We start from the raw sequence: 21671 nt of genomic DNA, 5'->3' as shown, positions 1-21671 counted from the left end.
TTGTTGGTCGGGAGACCAACAAGGGCACTAATCCGGAGATCAACAAAGGCGCAACTAAGAAGCGGGTGAGCGTATTAAGTAAAATAACCGTAATAAGTTGTAAGTTACAAGTAACAGCCGTTGACAATTCACCTGTTCCGTGGTTCGTGTATACATGAACCACGGCATTCACCTATTGACCTATTAACTTACTCACCTCTCTGACTGGTTGTGTTTTCAAACAATTCATGTAACTTCTGCTGCAGCAGCTTCTTATCCGGCAGTTGTGTGTGATATTTTGAAATCAGGGTTGGCGAAAGTGTGCGGTTCAACGCGTATTCGACTACCTCGTTATCCCGGTCTTTACAAAGTAAAATACCGATGCTGGGATTTTCATTCTCCTTCTTGACATCCCGGTCAAGCGCTTCGAGATAGAAATTTAATTTCCCTAAATGTTCTGGTTTAAAATCGTCTGCTTTTAATTCAAAGGCAATGAGGCATTGTAATTCTCGGTGATAAAATAATAGGTCGATATAAAAATCACTCTTACCGACCTGTATTTTGTACTCATCGCCAACAAAAAGAAAATCTTTTCCCAGTTCCAGGATAAAATCCCGCATCTGCTTGATCAGGCCTTTTTGTAAATCACTTTCACTGTACGAATCAGGCAGATTTAAAAACTCAAAAATATAACTGTCTTTAAAGGTCTTACTGATATCAGGATGGTTGTTTGATTTCGGTGCAATTGGTTTTTGATTGCTGATTACCATTCGTTCAAAGAGACTTGCAGATATCTGGCGGTCGAGTTCGCGTACACTGTAATTTTCTTTGACCGTCATCCGGATATAAAACTCCCTTTCTTCTTCAGATTTACATCTGGCAAAAATTGTCCGGTGATGTGTCCAGCTTATTTGACTAAGAATCGTCTTTCTGATATCCTGTTGTTCAAATTGTGGGCGCAGTGAGGCCCCAAATATATCAGGCTGATTTCCAGTCTCCTGTAATTGTCGCCGCAGTGAGGCGACAATTTGGGTATTAGCATAAACCTCATAAAATTGAATCATTCGATACAAGCTGCTTTTATTAAACCCTTTCAATTCAGGGTTGTTCTTCTGAATAAACTCAGCCAATTCCTCCACCGTTTTATCACCCCATTCTGCGGTTGACAGTTTAGTTTTTATATACCCACCGACGTTCCAATAAAGGTTTATCAACTCGGTATTTACTGCGCGTATTGCATTGTTTCTCGACTGACGTATCAGCTCAACAATGTCTAAAAATTGTTTTTCCATTTCGCAATATAGCATCACAAAATGCCGAACGCATCAAACAGCAAAACATTAAAAACTAAGCGTTTAAATATCGTTTGAATGACAAATAGTGACCGCAGTGAGGCCGCTATTACAGAGGAATGGAATAGTAGAATTTATTATCGTTGCTCAATGCAACGAAGCTTATATCATATCAAAACAACATCGTCTGAAACCTATTGGTTAAAATCATCGCACATCACCAAAGGCCTGCGCTACCGCAACTTCCGGTAAAACATGATCATACTTCCATAAACCCGCACCATCGTCAGTATCGGTTCATCACGTTGCACGGGATCCGGACCGTTTTTGCTGTCCATCAATGAACGGGTAAAATCGATCCACCCATTAGGAAGTAATACCAATCTTTTTAAGATAGCCGTGTGCGGATGATCACGGTTGGGATTGGATGTGCGCCAGGCGATAATATCTCCCGGCTGCGCTTCGAAACGATTAACACGGCGATATTCATCCGCCAGTACACGCGCCACATGCCTGCCCGAATAAACCGAATAGCCCCAACGCTCATGCGTTCCCAACGAAAACCCGTGGCACCAGGATTGGTTTTGCGCCTGCGAACCACCGTATGATACCCACGCCAGTACCTGGTTGCCTAAATCGGTACGGACTATATAGTCATTGCCGTTGGCTTCTACCGTTTCTCCCCAGGGCATTCTTTCTGCATCATAAATATTGCTATAGCCGGTATATAAAAGAGGCGACATGATTGCTGTTTTGTTATTGAAAATTACAAAAAAACAAGCATGCCGCCTATCACACAAAGTGGGGATACTATCAGGCTGAATTACGTCCGGCGTTGATGATGCCGAAGGAACAACGCATCACCAGTTTTTCATAAACCGGCCGCAAGGGCGATGTTACCAGTTGTTCTTCCATTTCCCGGATCCGCGTAAGTGCGTATTGCTGAATGGTTACCAGCGGCATCACAATGCGTTCCCGCATCTGGATAGACAGTTGGTCGATTGGGTAATCCTGCATCAGCTCGGTATGTCCGGATAGCTTAAATAAATATTGGCGCGTCAGTTCAAATTCATGGTAGATCATCTGCCAGATCTCGCCAAACTGTTTGTGTCTGGATAAATAACTCGTAAGCGGGAAGAATGATTTCATCATCGCCATCTCACAGTTATCGAGCAGCGTCTTAAAGAACAATGACTCTTTATAGAGTTTCTTCAGCTCATCCAGGCGTCCTTCTTTCTCCAGTTTCTGCAACGCGGACCCTACGCCATAAAAGCCGGTTACATTTTGTTTCAACTGGCTCCAGGAACCCGCGAAAGGAATAGCCCGCAGATCTTTCAATGATATACCCGATGACTTACCACGTTTCGCAGGACGGCTGCCGATATTCGTCTGGTTGTAAAACCGCAGAGGACTTGCATGCACAAGGTAATCGGTCAGGTAAGGATGATTTTTTAATTGTTTATACGAGTCGAATCCAGCTTCGGCAAGTTGCTGCAGCAATTCCGTTTCTTTATCGGAAAGGATCGTATTGCGACTTACAAATAAATCATTGCTGATGCCGGCATTCAACAACTGACCGATGTTGAACTCCGCCGCATCGATGGTGCCGAAGTTGGAACTTACGGTCTGTCCCTGTATGGTGAGTTGTATTTCTTTATTGGAAATATTGCGGCCCATAGATGCATAAAAACGATGTGTTTTGCCGCCGCCGCGTGAAGGCGGGCCGCCGCGTCCATCGAAGAAGATAACGTCGATGCCGTACTCGCGGGAGATGCGTGTCAGTTCTTCCTTGGCTTTGTAAATACTCCAGTTGGCCATCAGGTAACCTCCGTCTTTGGTACCATCGGAGAACCCAACCATGATCGTCTGGAAGTTCTTTCTCCTCTTGAGGTGTTCCCGGTAGGCAGGGTCGCGGTATAATTTTTCCATCACCACCGCAGCATGTTTCAGGTCTTCGATCGTTTCGAAAAGCGGAACGATGTCTATGTTCATTTCTTCTTTCTTCCAGCCCGCCAGCAGGAACAACGCGAATACTTCCATGGCATTTGCGGCGCTGTTGCATTGGCTGATGATATAGCGGTTGCAACCATCTGCGCCGTTGTATTGCTGGATCGTTTTGATCGCAGCCACGCACTCGAGCGTATCGCGTTCCACATCGTCTTTGAATAAAGACGGATCGGCGGTCTCGGTAATGGTAGAAAGAAAACTGATCTTCTGTTCTTCCGGCCATCCGGGATATTCAGCAGGTACAATGTAATTGCTTTCCGCCATCGTTTCGAAGAGATGGGTATGCACACCACTCTCCTGCCGGATGTCGAGTGAAGCAAAGTGTACACCGAAAATATGCACTTTGTTCAGCAGGCTTTCGACCAGGTGCTGAAACAATCCATTGTGTTCATGAATAATAATCTTGCGTACCTGTTCCAGTGTTTCAACGATCTCTTCTTTGGTAAGGTGTGAACGGTAGCCGGGGATGAAAAGGTTGTCGTATAATTTTTTCTCCAGTCCTATGAGCAGTGGTTCGATGCCCTGGAATGTGAGGCGGCGGCGCAGTTTACGCACATCGAGGTAATAACATTTGAGGATGCTGCCACGCAGTGAGTCGGCGACCCGCAGCGTGGTTTCGGTATTGACGAAAGGGTTGCCGTCGCGGTCGCCACCGGGCCAGAATCCCATCTGGAACACCGGGTTTTCGGTACCGACTGCATGTGGGAAAGAACCTTTCAATGCGGCAATGATGCGGCCGGCGGCCGGATAGAATACATTTTCCATGTACCATATCAGGCTCACAGCTTCGTCGTAAGGCGTAGGCTTTTCTTTTTTGAGAAAAGGTGTACGTCCGAGTTGCTGTTGCAGTGTATTAACGAGCGTGGCGTTGTTATCGGCCAACGCTTTGGAAAGATCGTGAATGATGCCGAGTACGGGACCGGGATAAAACTGCGTGGGGTGCGCGGTGAGTACCAGCCTCACGGTGAAGTCTTCCAATTTCTTTGCCAGCTCATCCTGTTTTTCGGTACGTATGATTTCCGACTCAAGGTGTTTGAGTGTACCTACTCCGTTCATGTCATGTACCTCGCGGAAAGCAGAATCTTCAAGTGCGTCGAACAGTACCACCTGTCTTTCGGCATACTGTACAAAGCGGAAAAGCAGATCGAGCTTCTCCTGTTCGTTTACGTAAGCGGTTTGTTTGCTGAAGAACTCTTCGATGATCTGTATAGGGCTTTGATTTTTTTTATAGCCGTCTTCGCAATTGCTGGACAGCAGGGAAAGGAGAATGCCTGTTTTTTCGATCTTATGAAAAGGAAGCGAAGTAAAAAGGCTGTTGTACAACTGGAATCTGATACCAACGAGATTCCTGAATTGCTGCAAAGACTGCGACGAAGTGTGATCCATGTAAACAGTGTTTTAAAAAAGCATCGTAAAAAGAGGCAAGCAGCGGGTCGATGCCTGAAGTTAAACCATTTTGTGACAAACGCCTGTACGGTTAACGCAGAAAAATGATCAAAAAAATGCCCCCGGAAATCCGGGGGCATTATCAAAACCTTGATATAGAGAATTACTCTGCGGTAGTTTCTTCTGCGGCCGGAGCAGCTGTTTCAGCAGCTGGTGTTTCTTCCGCTTTCTTTTTGGCTCCACCTGCACGACGTGTACGTTTGGTAGCGGTTTTCGCTTCATCAGCACCTTTACCATATACTTCGTTGAAGTCAACCAGTTCGATCAGCGCTTTCTCAGCGTTGTCACCAGGACGTGCGCCGAGTTTGAGGATACGTGTGTAACCACCGGGACGGCCACCAACTTTTTCAGCGACAGCGCCGAAAAGTTCTTTGATAGCTTCTTTGTCCTGCAGGTAGCTGAACACGATACGACGCTGGTGCGTGGTATTTTCTTTACCCTTAGTGATCAGTGGCTCTACGAACTTGCGCAATGCTTTGGCTTTAGCCAGGGTAGTAACGATACGTTTGTGCTGGATCAACTGGCAAGCCAGGTTAGACAGCAGGGCCTCGCGGTGTGCTTTGGTACGGCCGAGGTTGTTAATTTTGTCTCCGTGACGCATGACGTTTTAATTTGAGAATTTGATAATTTGAAAATTTGATGATTCTCATTTTATCAAACCGGGTTTTAAAATTTCGGTTGTACCGTGTCAAGGAATTACAACCTACTTACTATTTAATTAGACAATTTGAGAATTTGATAATTTGAAAATTAATTGGCTGATCTTCAAATATCAAATTCTCAAATTAATCAAAGTTCATCTTTATCAACGCCGAGTTTCTGCAGATCCATTCCGAATCCGAGACCTCTTTCGCTGAGTACTTGTTCGATCTCTGCAAGAGACTTCTGACCGAAGTTGCGGAACTTCATCAGGTCTTCCTGTTCGTATTGAACGAGTTCGCTCAGTGAATTGATTTTTGCAGCTTTCAGACAGTTGAAGGCGCGAACAGAGAGATCCAGGTCTTCGAGCGGAGTCTTCAGCACTTTGCGGAGCTGGAGTGTTTGCTCGTCTACGAGGTCTTCTTTCTTCTCTTCTTTATTGTCGAAAGTGATGTTTTCGTCGGTGATGATCATGAGGTGCTGGATCAGGATACGGGAAGCTTGCTTCACCGCTTCTTCCGGATGGATGGTACCATCGGTAGATACTTCCATGATCAGTTTCTCATAGTCGGTGCGTTGTTCCACACGGGTATTCTCGATGCTGTATTTCACGTTCTTGATCGGCGTGAAGATAGAGTCGATCGCGATGTAACCGATAGGCGCATCTTTGGGTTTGTTTTCCTCTGCAGGAACGTAACCACGACCTTTACCGATAGTCAGTTCGATATCCATTTTAGCGGAAGAATCGAGTGTGCAGATCAGCAGTTCGGGGTTCATGATCTGGAAGGAATGTGTGCCTTCTCCGATCATACCGGCAGTGAATTCAGTTTTATTCTTCAGCGACAGAACGATCTTCTCGTTGGCCACCTCGTGTTCTACGACTTTCTTGAAGCGAACCTGCTTCAGATTGAGGAAAATTTCCACAACGTCTTCGCTTACACCTTTCATGGTTGCAAACTCGTGGTCAACACCTTCGATCTTTACACCCACGATTGCATAACCTTCCAGGGAACTCAGCAATACACGACGCAGTGCATTACCGATGGTGACGCCAAAACCAGGCTCCAGCGGACGGAACTCAAACTGAGCTTCGAAATCTGTCGCCTTTTGCAGGATGATTTTATCCGGCTTCTGGAAATTCAAAATTGCCATATTTCAGATTTAATTTTTAAATGTTGGGAATCGCAGCAAAATGACGGCACGTGGCCGTCAGATTTTATTACTTGCTGTAAAGTTCTACGATCAGTTGCTCCTTGATGTTTTCAGGAACACTTTCACGCTCTGGATAAGTGATGAAAGTTCCTTTGAGCTCTGTTTCGTTCCAATCCAGCCAGCTGAATTTAGGGTTCTTACCACGTACCACGCTGGTGATAGAAGTGCGCTCGCGGCTGCCTTCTTTGATGGTGATTACATCACCGGCTTTCAGTTGGTAGGAAGGAATGTTCACTACCTGGCCGTTTACTTCAACGTGTTTGTGGCTAACCAGCTGACGCGCAGCAGGACGGGAAGGAGCAATACCCATGCGGTAGACAGTGTTGTCCAGACGGGCTTCCAGCAACTTGATGAGGTTTTCACCAGTTACGCCTTTACGACGTGATGCCTCTTCAAAAGTTTTGCGGAATTGCTTTTCCAGAATACCATAAGTGTACTTCGCTTTCTGCTTTTCACGCAGCTGAAGCGCGTATTCACCTAGGGTTTTACGCTTGCGTTTTTCGCCATGCTGGCCGGGAGGATTGCTGTTTTTACCCAACCATTTACCATTGCCCAGAATGGGCTCTCCGAAAATACGGGAAATCTTGGTCTTTGGACCTTTGTAACGTGCCATAGTAGTTGTTCATTTAAGCTTTTTTAGAAACCGGTGCAACGATCAGTAAAAAGCTTTTAAAAAATCAATCGTACACCCTTTGTTGGAAATGAAACCAAACCTGGCTCAAATATGTCTTGAGTAATAAGTGATAAGTAGTAAGTTTTAAGTATCGGTTCAAAGAACTTATTACTTATAACTTAAGACTTACTACTTTCTTACACTCTTCTTTTCTTGGGGGGACGGCAGCCATTGTGTGGCAGCGGAGTTACGTCCTTGATCATTACGATCTCGATGCCTGACTGAGACAGCGAACGGATAGAGCTTTCGCGACCGGCACCGGGGCCTTTCACGTAAACGTCTACACGCTTCAGACCAGCATCAAATGCAGTTTTAGCTGCATCGTTAGCGGCCATCTGAGCGGCATAAGGAGTGTTTTTCTTGGAACCTTTGAAGCCCATTTTACCGGCGCTGCTCCATGAAATAACCTGACCATTTTTGTTGGTCAGTGAAATAATGATGTTGTTGAAAGTAGCAGAGATATGTGCATCGCCGTAAGCGTCCACTTTCACTACTCTTTTCTTGGCAGCGGCTTTCGCGCTGTTCTGTTGTGCTTTTGCCATTTTTGTTTTTTGGAGGTAATCTTCTGTTTATTTCACTGATGATTTTCATCACCAGTCCGGACCAATCCTGCTCCCGCACCATTGGGCATCCGAATCCGGTCCGTAAAAAAGGTGCTATATCTAAACAGCAATTGGCAGTAATGCAAACGCATACTGCCAATCACTTATTTGGATTACTTCTTTGTAGCCTTCTTCTTACCGGCAACTGTCTTACGCTTGCCCTTACGTGTACGGCTGTTGGTTTTGGTACGCTGACCACGAACCGGCAGGCCTCTGCGGTGGCGCAGACCACGGTAGCAGGCGATATCCAGCAAACGCTTGATGCTCATCTGTACCTCAGAACGCAATTGACCTTCAACCTTCAGCTCTTCCGTAATGGTTGTACGGATAGCATTCAGATCATCGTCATTCCACTCATTTACTTTCTTGTCGCGACTGATATTGTGCTTGTCAAGAATGTATTTGGCAGTAGCGGGTCCGATACCGTAGATGTACGTCAGACCGATTTCGCCTCTTTTGTTTTTTGGTAAGTCAACACCGGCAATACGAGCCATAGTCTATTTGTTGTTTGTTGTTAGTTTAATTAATCCCGGAAAGTCGTCCGTCCGAAAGTCCTTTCACACAGACCTTCCGTAATTGCAGACACAACCGGTCATCTTAGCCCTGACGCTGCTTGAAGCGTGGGTTCTTCTTGTTAATAATGTACAGCTTGCCTTTACGACGTACGATCTTGCAGTCTGCACTTCTTTTTTTGATGGATGCTCTTACTTTCATGACTCAAATTATTTGTATCTGAAGTTGATTCTTCCTCTTGTCAGATCATATGGCGACAACTCGACGCCCACTTTATCACCTGGCAGGATCCGGATATAGTGCATACGCATCTTACCGGAAATCGTCGCCACGATCTCATGGCCGTTCTCCAGCTTCACCCTGAACATTGCGTTCGAAAGGGCTTCGAGGATCACACCATCTTGTTTTATAAGGGCTTGTTTCGACATATGATTTTTAGGGCTGCAAAGATATGACTATATAGATAAAAAAAGAAATAACCCGGACTCTTTTTCCGGGTTATTCCACAAATGTAAGACTTTTTGCGATAATTTAATCAAAATCAGGCATGTACGAGATCCAGCGGAACCTTCGTCATCTGCATATGAAGGTTCTGCAGCTCATGCACCGACAACGGACGGGAGAAATGACGCTTGTCTTCGCGGTACCACATCTCCACATTGGAAAAGTCATCCTTTACAGGGGTCACCAGCCGGAAAGGCCCTTTCAGGTACTTCATCCCTGCCCCTAAAGGCTCCTTTTCAAAACCCAGCCGCCCCAATTGCGCTTCATCCAGCGGAATGGCAAATAATTTGTCAGGCGCAAACCAGAATTCCTGAATTCCATTGTCTATCAGAACCTTGTGGTCGTCGTTGCTTACGCGAACCACTATTCCCTGCCGATCTACGCCCTCATCATCCACCTTCACCAGATCACCGGCCTTCATTTCGGATAACTTTACCATGGCTTTATCGTTTTTGTTTATCCGAATTTACTGCATTTACGTCAGGTTTCCTGCCCTTTTTTCCACTTTTTTACGAACGCCCGTTCATTCTGCCCAACTCATTACATATCCTTGATTTTCAATATCCAATGCTGCCTTGGTCAACATCAGCGGGTGAAAAGTGTCCACCATTACCGCCAGTTCCTTCGTTTCTTTCGCCCCGATACTTTTCTCCACCGAACCCGGATGCGGCCCATGCGGAATGCCCGCCGGGTGCAAGGTGATCATCCCGCGCGTTACATTTTTCCGGCTCATAAAATCCCCGTCTACATAATATAGCACCTCGTCACTGTCGATATTGCTGTGATTATAAGGTGCCGGAATCGCCTGCGGATGGTAATCGAACAGGCGGGGACAAAACGAGCACACCACAAAATTGTGGGCTTCGAATGTCTGGTGTACCGGCGGCGGCTGGTGCACACGCCCGGTGATCGGCTCAAAATCATGGATCGAAAAAGCATACGGATAACAGCAGCCGTCCCAGCCGATCACGTCGAACGGATGCGTACCGTAATGCAGGCCATATAAAACGCCTTTTTTCTTGGCGCGGATCAGGAAATCGCCTTTTTCGTCAAAACTCGGCAGATTTTGTGGCGGGCGTATATCACGTTCGCAGTACGGGGAATGCTCCAGCAACTGGCCATATTTACTTAAATAGCGCTTTGGATAACGGATGGGGCTAAACGACTCCACAATGAATAACCGGTTGTTGGCGTCCGCAAATTCGATCTGGTAAATGGTACCCCGTGGAATAACCAGGTAATCGCCATAGCTAAAAGGCAACTCCCCGTACATGGTGCGCAATACACCCTGCCCCTCATGCACGAAAATCATTTCGTCGGCATCGGCATTTTTATAGAAATAATCCCGCATACTTTGCTGCGGAGCAGCCAGCACGATATGACAGTCGTTGTTCACCAGCACCGGTACACGGCTTTCCAGGAAATCTGCTTTGGGTTTTACGTTAAACCCTTCGAAACTGCGGTGCTGCAACATCCGCTCTTCCGCTATTTCCGGCGCCACACTGATCTGCGGTTCGGTTTTGATGATCTGCGTGGGCGGATGAATATGGTATAATAAGGAGTAGTCGTTGGAAAACCCTTCGGTAGAGAACAATTGTTCTGAATACAATCCGCCGTCGGGTTTACGAAACTGGGTATGCCGCTTATGCGGAATGCTGCCCAGAGAATGATAATGAGGCATATGCTGATTTGAAAATTTGATAATTTGAAAATGAGGGAGTAATAAGTTTTAAGTCATAAGTAAGACAGCCATTGACTTATTCACTTATTCACCTATTGACTTATTGCCCCGCCGGACGAGTTCCAGCGACACCATGAGGAAATAATATTTCCAGCGGCGCTTATCGATGTAGTAGATAAAATTGCGATGGAAGGGCATGTTCAATCGTTGTCTTTCAAAGTTACGGTTTTCCGGTAGGACAGTTACTTTTTTACAACAGAGAATGGAGGTAATTGGCGGTGGCTTTTAAGCCTGCCTTTCGTAGTTGGTCCAGTACTTCAAATTCATCCATCGCAGGGTTTTTCTTGTTCAACACCATTTCTTTAAATGCGTCTACGGCCTGATCCTGATTGATATCGATAATATCAGTCAAAAAATCATCCGCTGATTTAGCGCTCAAACCAAACGACTGCAAATAGGCTTCAGGAAAATCCCGAAGGTTGTTTGTCACAATAAGATGAGCATTCGTTTTTATAGCTGCTGCCATTACGTGCCGGTCATCTTCATCGGGCAGTTCCAAATGATTGATTAAGGCTTTGTAATTCTCCACCAATGCATCAGGAAAAGCGGCATTAGCTTTATCAATCCTTTTATTGGAGTCCGCTATCGTAACCCCTTTCGCTATCATTACTCTCCTCCATTCATCAAAAATATTTTCACTCCATTTTGGTGTGTAGAGATTGTAATGAGCAAACCAGAATAATATATCCCGGATGATCAGCGGATAGATGACATTGGTGTCTAATACCGCAATAAATTTGACACTATGAATCATACAAACCTGATTCTTCGTCCGCATTCATTATATCGATAATATTTTGCTTTTGCAGGTCTTTCATTTGTTTCTTGTATTTGATAACGTCATCAAATTTTATTCTCCGATGTTTCCCCACTTTAATAAAAGGAATTTTACCTTCCTCCAACAGCTTTATTAAATGCGGTCTTGAACAACCGATAATTTCGGCTGCTGCCTGGGTAGTAACTTCCGTTGCAACAGGAACAATAGAAATTAATTTCCCTTGCCCCATGGCCTTTAATATCTCGCCTAAAAGTTTCAACGCACTCAATGGGATTTTGATTTTATCCCTTGTTTCTTCAATTTCAATTTCCGCCTGGTCAGCATGAATCCGCCCTATAATTGATGTCAGCCTGTTATAAGATTGGCTGGCAATTTTCTGGTCGGCTTTAGACGGCTTTTTTAGTGGCTCTGTGACGCTCATACATTCGATTTATCTAAAAATAAACGAAATATTCGAAATAAACAAAACAAACGAAACAATAGTTAACTGATAACGGCTATTTTTCCCCCATGAAACGCATAGGGCTTATTTCCGATACACATGGTTTTTTAGATGAAAATGTATTCCGCCATTTCGAAGATTGTGACGAAATCTGGCATGGTGGCGACTTCGGCAATATCGCCTTAGCGGATCAGCTCGCCGCATTCAAACCACTCAAAGGCGTATACGGCAATATCGACGGCCGCGATATCCGGGATCGTTTTCCGCTCGAAACCGTTTTTTATTGCGAAGAAGTAAAAGTATTGATGCGCCATATCGGTGGTGCACCACCACGTTACAATCCCGAAACACGTCAGTCACTCGACGAACACCAACCTTTATTGTTCATCAGCGGCCATTCGCATATCCTGAAAGTTATTTACGACCAGGACCGGTCATTCCTGCATATCAACCCGGGAGCTGCAGGCAAACAGGGCTGGCATAAAGTGCGCACACTTGTCAAACTCACCATCGACGGCCTCGATATGCGCGATTGCCAGATAGTGGAACTCGGACGCCGCGGATAATTCCGTATCTTTCTTTTATCAACTATTCGCCCATGCAAAGACGTACCATGCTCCGTCAGGCAGCCCTCACCATGGCAGCCTTTACGCTGAGCCGCGACCTGTTCGCCCGTGAAGCTTTCAACCATCCGGGGCCTTTACCTGTGGAAGAAATGATCCGTCTCGGTTCCAATGAAAATCCGCACGGCCCTTCTCCCCTTGCCCGTAAAGCCATGATGGATGCCGTTAATACCAGCAACCGCTACCCCTGGAGCACGACCTCCGCACTCATCGACAAGATCGCCGGCATGTACGGCCTGAAGGCGGAGAATGTGGTGATCGGCGCCGGCTCCTCCGAATTATTGGGATTAACTGCCGTGCTGGCCGCTTTGCAAAAAGGCAATGCCGTCACTCCCGACCCCAGCTTCCGGCTTTGGGTGCCCGCCGCACGCAACCTCGGCCTGGAAATGCGCACGGTACCACTCAACCACGCTAAACAGATCGACCTCGCGGCCATGAAAGGCAAAACAGATTCGCAAACAAGACTGATTTATATCTGCAATCCCAATAACCCCACCGGTACCGTTATTCCCGCACCCGAACTGGAAGCGTATATCCGGCAAATCCCGGCATCCTGTATTGTGTTGTTGGATGAAGCGTACACCGAATTCAGCAATGAGCCTTCCCTTGCGCGGCTCGTGAATGAATGTCCCAATCTTGTGGTGGCAAAAACATTTTCCAAAATGTATGCGCTGGCAGGTGGCCGCGTTGGGTTTGCCTTAGCGCATTCGCAAACCATCGAAAAGTTAAAGAATCTGCAGCCATGGGCCAATGCAGGCGCGGGAGCCGTATCACTCGCAGGCGCGCTCGCATCGCTGGGCGATGAAGAGTTTGTCCGTTTTTGTAAAAAAGAAAATACTGCAGCACGCGCAGTTTTCTGCGCGGCACTGGATAAAGCAGGAATGACCTATATTCCTTCAGTAACGAGTTTTGTCTATTTCAATACCGCCGGTTACGGACGCGATGTAAAAGCCTTACTCGAATCGCACAATATCACGGGTGTGCGTTCTTTCGAAGAAGGCTCAACATGGCGACGCCTCAGCGTCGGTACCGTTGCTGAAATGGAAAAAGTGGCGGCTGTTTTAAAAAGCTGATCAGGCGGCCATCCCCGGGAACAGCGGACGGGCTATCCCTTCACCACGGAAAGGCCAGGGCACTGCAACGAGGATCATCAGCAAGGCAATAAAAAACAACCAGAAAGCTCTTTTGAATTTTATGTTATCGGCCACAGGCTTTTTAGCCATGCCATAACCAAGCGTAATGAAAATGGTTGCAAGCACCATGAACAACGGATGCTCCACCCAGAAGAAACGGAAGAAAGAATTTTTCATAACCGATTCACCCTCGGGTATGGTGACCTTGAGTATACCGAAACGTCCCCACAGCAGTTGCTCGATACCAATCAGCAGCGTGGTATGTGCAGCGATCAGGGTAAACAACCATACACGGCGGTCGCCGCCGGTAAACGCTCTTTTCTGTTGCCAGCCTGTAAATGCCTTCACGATCGAAAGCAACAACAGGATTAAAATGACCCAACGGAGAAGATTGTGCAGATGGAGTAGTCCGGTATCCATAAATGTGGAGTTGATTTGCGGACAAAGCTAACCAAAAATTTATATCTGGTTCTGAAGCTCATTTTCAACGCACAAACGATTGCGGACGCAGACGTTTTTGATATTTGTCAAAAAGTGATTGACTATCACCATCGCCGATGCAAATACCCTAATTTCCTGTCAGACACAAGGAAAGTCAGGCACCCGATCCTGTCCACACTAACCAGAAAAAACCACTATGTCCTTTTTATTTCGCAAGCTTTTCGATCCATCCATCAGTCTCGCTAACCTTAAAGAAAAACCTGTTGAAAACGGTCTGCTCTATCTGAATGAATTTTTCCGCCACTTTGGTATCGAAGATGAAGAAAAGATCCAACAGGCGCTGGCCTTGTTTGAAACGCGCATTTACCGGAAAAATTCCTGGTTCCTGCGCGAAGGTGATACCGCCGACCGCATTGGCTTTATTGTAAATGGCGCCGTAGAAGCATTCTACACGCAGGACAATAAGCATCAGGTTTTGCTGCTGCTGATGGAAGAAGATTTTTTTACCGACCTGCGCAGCTTCCTGCATCGCGCACCTACCCGGCTGAACATGCGGTTCCGCGAAGACACCATCGTCCTGGAAATATCACATGAAAATTTTGCCGGTTTCATTCTGCAGAATAAACCATTTGCCGATATGTTCATGAAAGTGATGGTCGACATCATGTCCAGTATCAATGAACATAATCAGTTGCTGAAACTGCCCACCCGGTCGAGGTTTGAATACCTGCTGAAAATGAAACCTGAAGTATTCAACCGTTTCCTCCTGCAGGATATCGCATCCTTCATTGGTGTGAAACAGGAAACACTCAGCCGTGCACGGCGATATTTCAGCCGCCAGAAAAGTACGGATGTCGAAGCTCCTTCCCGCTAAATAAGCTACTCTACCCAGTCTGCAATAAAGACATTCGTGTCCCGCGTACCGCCGTTGTTGCGGTTGCTGGAAAATACGATCTTTTTGCCGTTGGGCGAGAACATCGGAAAGGCGTCAAACCCTTTATCACGGCTTACTTTATGCAGGTTGGAGCCGTCACCATCAATGGTGTAGAGATTGAAGGGAAATCCGCGTTTGTATTCGTGATTGGAGGCGAAGATGATGCGCTTGCTGTCGGGCATGAATGAAGGTGCCCAGTTGGCCTGACCAAAACTGGTTACCTGGCGGGCGTTTGATCCATCGGCATCAGCTACCCATACTTCCATGTTGGTCGGAGCCACAAGCCCTTCAGCCAGCAATTCTTTGTATTCCCTGATTTCGGCTTCGGTCTTCGGACGCGAAGCACGCCAGATGATTTTTTTACCATCAGGACTGAACCACGCGCCACCGTCATAACCCAATTGATGCGTGATGCGTTTTTCCTTACCGGATTTCAGGTCCATGATGTATAATTCAATATCACCGTCTTTATCGGAAGTGTAGATCATTTTCTTTCCGTCGGGAGAAAGCGTGGCTTCCGCATCATATCCTTTGGAATTGGTGAGTTGTTTTACGATGTTGCCGTCAAGATCGGCCATGAAAATATCATAGCTGCTGTAAAGCGGCCAGATATATTTGTTGCCGTATTTGGAACGGTCCGGAACCGGTGGACAGGAATCTCCTCCCAGGTGCGTAGAAGCATAAATAATATGTTTGCCGTCTTTGGTAAAGAAAGCGCAGGTGGTACGGCCCTTGCCGGTGCTGACCATTTTGTATTCAAACTTCTCTCCCGGTTGCTGCGGCACTTTGCCCACAAATATCTGATCGCAGTTCAAGCCCTCCTTTGGGTTGGTGCGCTGAAACACGAGGTATTTACCGTCATAACTCCAATAGGCTTCTGCGTTATCGCCGCCGAAAGTGAGCTGCTGCACATTGCGCAGGTGCGTTTCTTCCGGGTAATGCACCGTCGTATCGGAGTTGCCTCCGGCGTGCGATTGGGCCATTACAGTCTGCGATAACATTATTCCTGCCACCAGCGGCAGCATCCATTGTCCTGCAAGTTTTTTCATCTTTTCACGTTTAAATGAGCGCCGCAAAGGTATTTTGATTGACCACGCGGTTTGTCAGAGAATTGTCATAGTCCATTCTTCCCTAGTTTTGCAAAATATGAAACGTTTTATTCCAGCCCTGTTACCCGTTTTAGCGATCGCGCTTTTTTTTAGCTGTAATAATAAGGATGCACAGACGCCCCAGGAAATACTGCTGTCCCAGCCTCCCTATGATACATTGACGGAAAAAATCAGGCTTCGTCCCGAAGACCCTGATCTTTATGCCCGCCGCGGCACTTTGCTCAACGCAGATTATCCCGAGCTGGCCGTTGACGATTTTAAAAAAGCATGGGAACTCACCGGCAACGACCGCTATGCTGCCGCCGTGGGAAATATTTTACTGGAAAGAAAACCCGATTCCGCCGTTGCCTTCCTCGAGGCCGCGCGCGCGCGGCTCAAAGACGGACCGCTGACTAAATTGACGCTGGCTTATGCTTATGATGCGGCCGGTAAAACAGACCTCGCATTGAAGGAAGCCAGCGCATTGCTCGAAGCCAATCCGCAAAACATGGAGCTGCTGCTGATGAACGTAGAACTGCTGCAAAAGAAAAAAGATTCAGCTGCCGCTACTTCCCTCCTGGAAAAAATCAATCAATTGCCCACCTGGAACCAGGAGCTCGGACTGAAACTGGCTTACCAATTCGCCGAATACAAAAATCCACGCACGCTGGCACTGGTTGATACATTGATACGATACGACACGCTCAAAACCGGCGATCCGTATTATGTGAAAGGCATTTATTATACCAATACAGGCAACAAATCCGCAGCGCTTGCGGCTTTCGACGAAACCATACGCGAAAACTATAACTACCTCAATGCTTACATAGAAAAAGGTAAAATATTGCTGGAACAAAAGAACAACGCAGCCGCGCTGAAAACATTCCGCATGGCCAACACCATCAAACCTTCTTTCCCGGATGCGTATTACTGGATCGGAAGGGCGCTGGAGGCCAGTGGCGATAAAGCCGGCGCCAAAGATTATTACCAAAAAGCTTACGGGCTCGATCAGAGCTTTACCGAAGCGCGCGATGCAGCGGCTGCACTCTGACATCCGTTCAGGCATTAAACCTTATCTTGCAAAGCAAAACGATCTACATGCCCCTGGTTGCACCCTCACTGCTGGCCGCTGATTTTTTGCATTTGGAAAAAGCATGTCAGTTGCTCAATGAAAGTGAAGCCGACTGGTTTCACCTTGATGTAATGGACGGCAACTTTGTTCCCAATATCAGTTTCGGTCCCATGATCATCGCGTTTATGCGACCGATGACCAAAAAGCCATTTGACGTACACCTGATGATACAGGAACCCGGACGTTATGCAGAAGAGTTTCGCAAAGCCGGCGCTGATCATCTCACCGTACATCTTGAAGCCTGCCCGCATCTTCACCGCAACCTGCAACAGATCCGCTCACTCGGTATGAAAACCGGTGTGGCTATCAACCCGCATACACCTGTAAGTGCCCTGGCCGATGTGTTGTATGAAACAGATATCGTGTGCATGATGAGTGTGAATCCCGGCTTCGGCGGACAACAATTCATTCCGCATACATTGGAAAAAATCAGGGAACTGCGCAGCATGATCGATCAGCGCGGACTGTCAACACTCATCGAGATCGATGGTGGCGTAACCGAAGCAAATGCTCCCTCGATCGTGGCGGCAGGCGCCGGTGTGCTCGTGGCCGGCAGCACCGTTTTCCATGCAACTGATCCGATGGCCATGATCACGAAGCTGAAAGCCAGTTGAACGCAAGCCCAAAACACGTAACTTGTACTGCTGAACCAATGCAACCAACCCTTCGATCCATACTGCTGGTCCTTCTCACCTTTTGCTTTGTGCTGCCGGCGGCCGCGCAGAAAAATCCCGCTTTTGTTTCCGGCATCGTGGTAGACGAAGAAGATAAACCGCTGGCAGGCGTTTCCATTACGATATTGGGCCGTCAGACCGGCATCAGTACCAATGATTCCGGAAAATTCCGCATACAGGTTGTTCCGGAAAAAGCCTTTGCACTGGTATTCAGCCATACCGGTTTCAATACCGAACAAAAGAATTTCCTGCTCAACGAAGGCGAAGAAGAATCCATTACCGTTCAATTGCAGAAAGGTGCTGAAGTATTGAATGAAGTAGTGATCAGCGACCAGCGCGACCGCCGGGAAGCCGGACTGATCCGCCCCAATCCCAAAACCGTACTCAATCTTCCTTCCGTTACCACCGGTGTGGAAAGCCTTATCAAAATATTTGTCGGCTCCAATAATGAATTGACTTCGCAGTACACGGTAAGAGGTGGCAGCTACGACGAAAACCTCATTTATGTAAACGACTTTGAAGTGTTCCGTCCCTACCTCATCCGCAACGGACAACAGGAAGGACTGAGTTTTATCAACCCGGAAATGGTGCGCAACATCAGTTTTTATAACGGCGGTTTCGCTGCACGGTATGGCGACAAGATGAGCAGCGTGCTGGATATTCAATACAAGAAGCCTCGCCGCTTTGGCGGCTCTGCTTATGTCGGCATTCTCGAACAGGGATTACAACTCGAAGGCACCAGCCGCAAGGAAAAATTTACGTACCTCGTTGGCGTGCGCAACCGCAGCAACCGCAATCTGCTGAGCCGACAGGAAACGCAGGGCAATTACGTGCCGTCATCAACTGATATGCAGGCGTTATTTACTTACCAGATCAGTAAAAAATGGCAGGCGGAAGTGCTCGGCAACATATCGCGAAGCAAATTTTTCCTGCAACCGGCCTACAGCCAGCTCACCACTTCGGTATTCTCGCCTTTCTATACACAAAGCCTCGGGCTCGATGTATATTTCGAAGGACAGGAAAAAGATCAATACACCACCAACATGATCGGCGCATCGCTGACCAACCAGGTAAATAAAAGACTAAGATTGAAATGGCTGGCTTCCCGCTTTGAAAACGACGAAGAGGAAAACATCGATATCGCCGGCGCTTATCTTTTTGGTGAACGCGATTTCGATCAGAGCCAGGCTACTTTCGGCACCATCGTAAATCCATTAGGCGCGGGCATCTTTCATAATTTTGCCCGCAACAAACTCACGATCCGCAACTGGAATTATTCCCACAAAGGAAATTTCGATCTCGATCGTCATGCACTGCAATGGGGAATCGGCTATGACCGCACCACCATCAACGACCGTTTACACGAATGGGAATTCCAGGACTCCGCGGGTTATTCCATTCCTTATAATCCCAATACACTCGAGCTGAGCAAATTGATTAACTCGAGCGCTTCGCTGGAGGTAAATAAATTTTCCGGTTACCTGCAGGACAATATCCTGTTTGGCGATTCGGCGCGTTCGTTTACTTTATCGGCCGGTCTTCGTTTCAATTACAATTCACTCAATAAAGAATTTTTACTTGCACCGCGCATAGGTGCAAGCTGGAAGCCATCCTGGAAACGTGATATCATTTTCCGCGCGGCAGCAGGTGCCTATCACCAACCGCCTTTTTACCGCGAAATGCGTCGCTACGACGGCACACTCAATACCGGCCTGAAAGCACAGAAAAGCTGGCAGGGCGTGCTCGGATTCGATTATAACTTTATCGGCTTTGGCCGGCCGATGCGCTGGACCGTGGAAGGTTATTATAAAAACATGACCGATGTGGTGCCCTATGACATCGACAACGTTCGTATCCGTTATTTCGGAGAGAACAGTGCAAAAGCTTATGCTTACGGCTTGGAAACACGCATCCATGGCGAACTCGTAAAAGATGCTGAAAGCTGGATCAGCATCGGACTGATGCGCACGCGCGAAAACATCAAAGGCGATACCTACAAAGAATATACGCTCGACGATCAAAACCAGCCGATCGACAGCGTGACGCTGGAAAAAGGCTGGGTAAGACGCCCTACCGACCGCATGATCACTTTCGGTATGTTCTTCCAGGATTACCTGGCTACCAACAAGAACATGAAGATGTACCTCAATCTTATTTACGGTACCAATCTTCCCTATAACATTCCCAATAGCGTGAAGTACCGCAATGGTGCAGAGATACCCGCCTATATCCGTGCGGATATCGGCTTCAGCTATTTATTGCTCGACAGCGATCGCAGCAAACGCCGCAGCCACAGTCCTTTCCTGGGTTTTGATAATATCTGGGCCAGCCTCGAAGTATTCAACATCATCGACAGGGACAATACCATTTCCTATCTGCTGATCAAAGATTTTTCCAACACCACTTACCTGATGCCCAACCGGCTTACACCACGCCTGATCAATTTCAAACTCGTAGCGCGCTGGTAAAAAACCGGCAGCACAACACCTATATTTTCCCTTGTTAAGAAATGGCCGTCAAAAGGCTGGCATGGATTTAGAAATGCTTTAACAGGAATTAACATCCTGTGAATAAGTAAAGAGCGGGAATTCAACGTCAAATAAATTATATTTGGAAAGGAAGGGCAAGCTTCTGCAAATGCGCGGAAGACGCACTGGTAACCCGGTTAACCCTTCGCCGGTTTTAAGAACAAACAAGCGCCGGCAACTAACCACCCGGAGCAATTAAAAACCTAAGGAATTGACAGACACTATCATTAACCTCGAGACCGTCAACCCTATCGAGTTTTTCGGAGTCAACAACGGTAAACTGGACCTGCTAAAAAAGAAATTTCCCTTACTCAAGATCCTTTCAAGAGGCACACAGATCAAACTGAGCGGCGCCCCCGAACAGGTGGACGTGGCGAGGGAAAAGATTACCCTCATTGTTTCCTACCTGGAACGCAACGGACACATGAGTGAGAATTATTTCGAACAGATCCTCGGCGGTGATGATGCCGAAACCGTTGACCATTTTGTGGAACGCAACCCTAATGAAGTACTCGTATTCGGGCCCAACGGTAAGTCGGTCCGCGCAAGGACCGCGAACCAGAAAAAGCTGGTTCAGATCAGTGAAAAGAACGACATCGTATTTGCCATCGGACCAGCCGGTACCGGTAAAACCTACACCGCAGTAGCCATGGCCGTGCGTGCACTCAAAAACAAGAACGTTAAAAAGATCATTCTTACCCGTCCGGCTGTAGAAGCAGGTGAAAGCCTCGGCTTCCTTCCCGGCGACCTGAAAGAAAAGATCGACCCGTATCTGCGCCCGCTCTATGATGCGCTCGATGATATGATCCCCGCTGACAAACTGGGATACTACATGAGCACCCGCACGATCGAGATCGCACCGCTGGCTTACATGCGCGGCCGTACACTCGACAATGCTTTCATCATTCTTGACGAAGCACAGAACGCAACCGATCTTCAGTTGAAGATGTTCCTTACACGTATCGGTGCCAATGCCAAAGCGATCATCACCGGTGATATGACGCAGGTAGACCTTCCACGCAACCAGCGAAGCGGTCTGCAAACTGCCGTACGTATCCTGAAAAATATCGACGGCATCGGCCATGTTGAACTGGACGAAGAAGACGTAGTACGTCACCGCCTGGTAAAATCCATTCTCCGCGCCTACAACCAGGAGCACGAGAAGCAGGAAGAACAACGGGAAGAACGCGAGCATCGCGAACGCAGGTAATTCAATTAGTTGCTTACATTTGACGGCAATAGTCACATGCAGCAACGTTTTTTAAAAAATATCTGTTGGAAAAGGTGGCC

General features: G+C 47.1%; 23 protein-coding genes. 7 read left to right on the top strand and 16 right to left on the bottom strand.

Going from position 1 to position 21671, the window contains the following annotated elements; translation table 11 throughout:
* Positions 1-188 precede the first annotated feature (188 nt).
* The 14 genes from H608_RS0115825 to H608_RS0115765 form a co-directional block, all read right to left on the bottom strand.
* Positions 189-1271: a PDDEXK nuclease domain-containing protein gene (locus H608_RS0115825; RefSeq protein ID WP_028788533.1), complete on the bottom strand. Its 1083-nt coding sequence runs from the start codon at positions 1269-1271 to the stop codon at positions 189-191.
* Positions 1272-1504: 233 nt separating this feature from the next.
* Positions 1505-2014: a hypothetical protein gene (locus H608_RS0115820; RefSeq protein WP_028788532.1), complete on the bottom strand. Its 510-nt coding sequence runs from the start codon at positions 2012-2014 to the stop codon at positions 1505-1507.
* 70 nt (positions 2015-2084) lie between these two features.
* The gene (locus H608_RS0115815; RefSeq protein ID WP_028788531.1) at positions 2085-4664 is read right to left on the bottom strand and encodes a phosphoenolpyruvate carboxylase; all 2580 of its coding nucleotides are present in this window, start codon (positions 4662-4664) and stop codon (positions 2085-2087) included.
* A 163-nt stretch (positions 4665-4827) separates the two neighbouring features.
* Positions 4828-5325, bottom strand: coding sequence for a 50S ribosomal protein L17 (gene rplQ / locus H608_RS0115810; RefSeq protein WP_028788530.1), 498 nt, complete (start codon positions 5323-5325; stop codon positions 4828-4830).
* A gap of 188 nt (positions 5326-5513) precedes the next feature.
* Positions 5514-6515: a DNA-directed RNA polymerase subunit alpha gene (locus H608_RS0115805; protein WP_028788529.1), complete on the bottom strand. Its 1002-nt coding sequence runs from the start codon at positions 6513-6515 to the stop codon at positions 5514-5516.
* A gap of 67 nt (positions 6516-6582) precedes the next feature.
* Complete coding sequence (gene rpsD, locus H608_RS0115800; RefSeq protein ID WP_028788528.1) at positions 6583-7188, bottom strand: 30S ribosomal protein S4; 606 nt, start codon at positions 7186-7188, stop codon at positions 6583-6585.
* Between the two features lie 197 nt (positions 7189-7385).
* Entirely contained in the window at positions 7386-7790 is a 405-nt protein-coding gene (gene rpsK / locus H608_RS0115795) for a 30S ribosomal protein S11 (protein ID WP_028788527.1), read from the bottom strand.
* Between the two features lie 173 nt (positions 7791-7963).
* Positions 7964-8344, bottom strand: a complete 381-nt coding sequence (gene rpsM, locus H608_RS0115790) for a 30S ribosomal protein S13 (protein ID WP_028788526.1) — start codon at positions 8342-8344, stop codon at positions 7964-7966.
* A 103-nt stretch (positions 8345-8447) separates the two neighbouring features.
* The gene (gene ykgO / locus H608_RS24160) at positions 8448-8564 is read right to left on the bottom strand and encodes a type B 50S ribosomal protein L36 (RefSeq protein ID WP_071836964.1); all 117 of its coding nucleotides are present in this window, start codon (positions 8562-8564) and stop codon (positions 8448-8450) included.
* An 8-nt stretch (positions 8565-8572) separates the two neighbouring features.
* The gene (gene infA, locus H608_RS0115785) at positions 8573-8791 is read right to left on the bottom strand and encodes a translation initiation factor IF-1 (protein ID WP_028788525.1); all 219 of its coding nucleotides are present in this window, start codon (positions 8789-8791) and stop codon (positions 8573-8575) included.
* A gap of 113 nt (positions 8792-8904) precedes the next feature.
* The gene (locus tag H608_RS0115780) at positions 8905-9306 is read right to left on the bottom strand and encodes a hypothetical protein (protein ID WP_028788524.1); all 402 of its coding nucleotides are present in this window, start codon (positions 9304-9306) and stop codon (positions 8905-8907) included.
* An 84-nt stretch (positions 9307-9390) separates the two neighbouring features.
* A complete protein-coding gene (locus H608_RS0115775) occupies positions 9391-10548 on the bottom strand; it encodes a homogentisate 1,2-dioxygenase (protein WP_028788523.1) in 1158 nt (385 codons plus the stop codon).
* Positions 10549-10798: 250 nt separating this feature from the next.
* Positions 10799-11362 (bottom strand): PIN domain-containing protein, encoded by a 564-nt coding sequence (locus tag H608_RS0115770; protein ID WP_028788522.1) that lies wholly within the window; start codon positions 11360-11362, stop codon positions 10799-10801.
* Complete coding sequence (locus tag H608_RS0115765; protein WP_028788521.1) at positions 11352-11807, bottom strand: helix-turn-helix domain-containing protein; 456 nt, start codon at positions 11805-11807, stop codon at positions 11352-11354. The genes H608_RS0115770 and H608_RS0115765 overlap by 11 nt, the downstream gene beginning before the upstream one ends.
* Positions 11808-11896: 89 nt before the next feature.
* Between H608_RS0115765 and H608_RS0115760 the strand changes: the two genes are divergently transcribed.
* Positions 11897-12394: a metallophosphoesterase family protein gene (locus tag H608_RS0115760; RefSeq protein ID WP_028788520.1), complete on the top strand. Its 498-nt coding sequence runs from the start codon at positions 11897-11899 to the stop codon at positions 12392-12394.
* A gap of 32 nt (positions 12395-12426) precedes the next feature.
* Positions 12427-13524, top strand: a complete 1098-nt coding sequence (locus H608_RS0115755) for a pyridoxal phosphate-dependent aminotransferase (protein WP_038008683.1) — start codon at positions 12427-12429, stop codon at positions 13522-13524.
* Here H608_RS0115755 and H608_RS0115750 read toward each other — a convergent pair whose 3' ends face one another.
* On the bottom strand, positions 13525-14004 hold the full coding sequence (locus tag H608_RS0115750; protein WP_028788518.1) for a hypothetical protein: 480 nt from the start codon (positions 14002-14004) through the stop codon (positions 13525-13527).
* A gap of 217 nt (positions 14005-14221) precedes the next feature.
* Between H608_RS0115750 and H608_RS0115745 the strand changes: the two genes are divergently transcribed.
* Positions 14222-14899: a Crp/Fnr family transcriptional regulator gene (locus H608_RS0115745; protein ID WP_028788517.1), complete on the top strand. Its 678-nt coding sequence runs from the start codon at positions 14222-14224 to the stop codon at positions 14897-14899.
* Positions 14900-14904: 5 nt separating this feature from the next.
* Here the strand turns inward: H608_RS0115745 and H608_RS0115740 are convergent, their stop codons facing one another.
* On the bottom strand, positions 14905-16008 hold the full coding sequence (locus H608_RS0115740) for a TolB family protein (protein WP_028788516.1): 1104 nt from the start codon (positions 16006-16008) through the stop codon (positions 14905-14907).
* A 97-nt stretch (positions 16009-16105) separates the two neighbouring features.
* Between H608_RS0115740 and H608_RS0115735 the strand changes: the two genes are divergently transcribed.
* The 4 genes from H608_RS0115735 (at position 16106) to H608_RS0115720 (ending at position 21591) form a co-directional block, all read left to right on the top strand.
* Positions 16106-17098 carry a tetratricopeptide repeat protein gene (locus H608_RS0115735; RefSeq protein WP_028788515.1) on the top strand — a complete coding sequence of 331 codons (993 nt, stop codon included), beginning with the start codon at positions 16106-16108 and terminating at the stop codon, positions 17096-17098.
* A gap of 47 nt (positions 17099-17145) precedes the next feature.
* Positions 17146-17793, top strand: coding sequence for a ribulose-phosphate 3-epimerase (rpe, locus tag H608_RS0115730; RefSeq protein WP_028788514.1), 648 nt, complete (start codon positions 17146-17148; stop codon positions 17791-17793).
* Between the two features lie 38 nt (positions 17794-17831).
* Positions 17832-20321 (top strand): TonB-dependent receptor, encoded by a 2490-nt coding sequence (locus H608_RS22625; protein ID WP_081658916.1) that lies wholly within the window; start codon positions 17832-17834, stop codon positions 20319-20321.
* A 271-nt stretch (positions 20322-20592) separates the two neighbouring features.
* Complete coding sequence (locus H608_RS0115720) at positions 20593-21591, top strand: PhoH family protein (protein WP_028788513.1); 999 nt, start codon at positions 20593-20595, stop codon at positions 21589-21591.
* Positions 21592-21671: the final 80 nt, after the last annotated feature.

Source organism: Terrimonas ferruginea DSM 30193 (assembly GCF_000425585.1).
Classification (GTDB): Bacteria; Bacteroidota; Bacteroidia; order Chitinophagales; family Chitinophagaceae; genus Terrimonas; species Terrimonas ferruginea.
The sequence above is the reverse complement of the archived record's forward strand: the minus strand, read 5'-3'. Positions and strand labels throughout refer to the sequence as shown.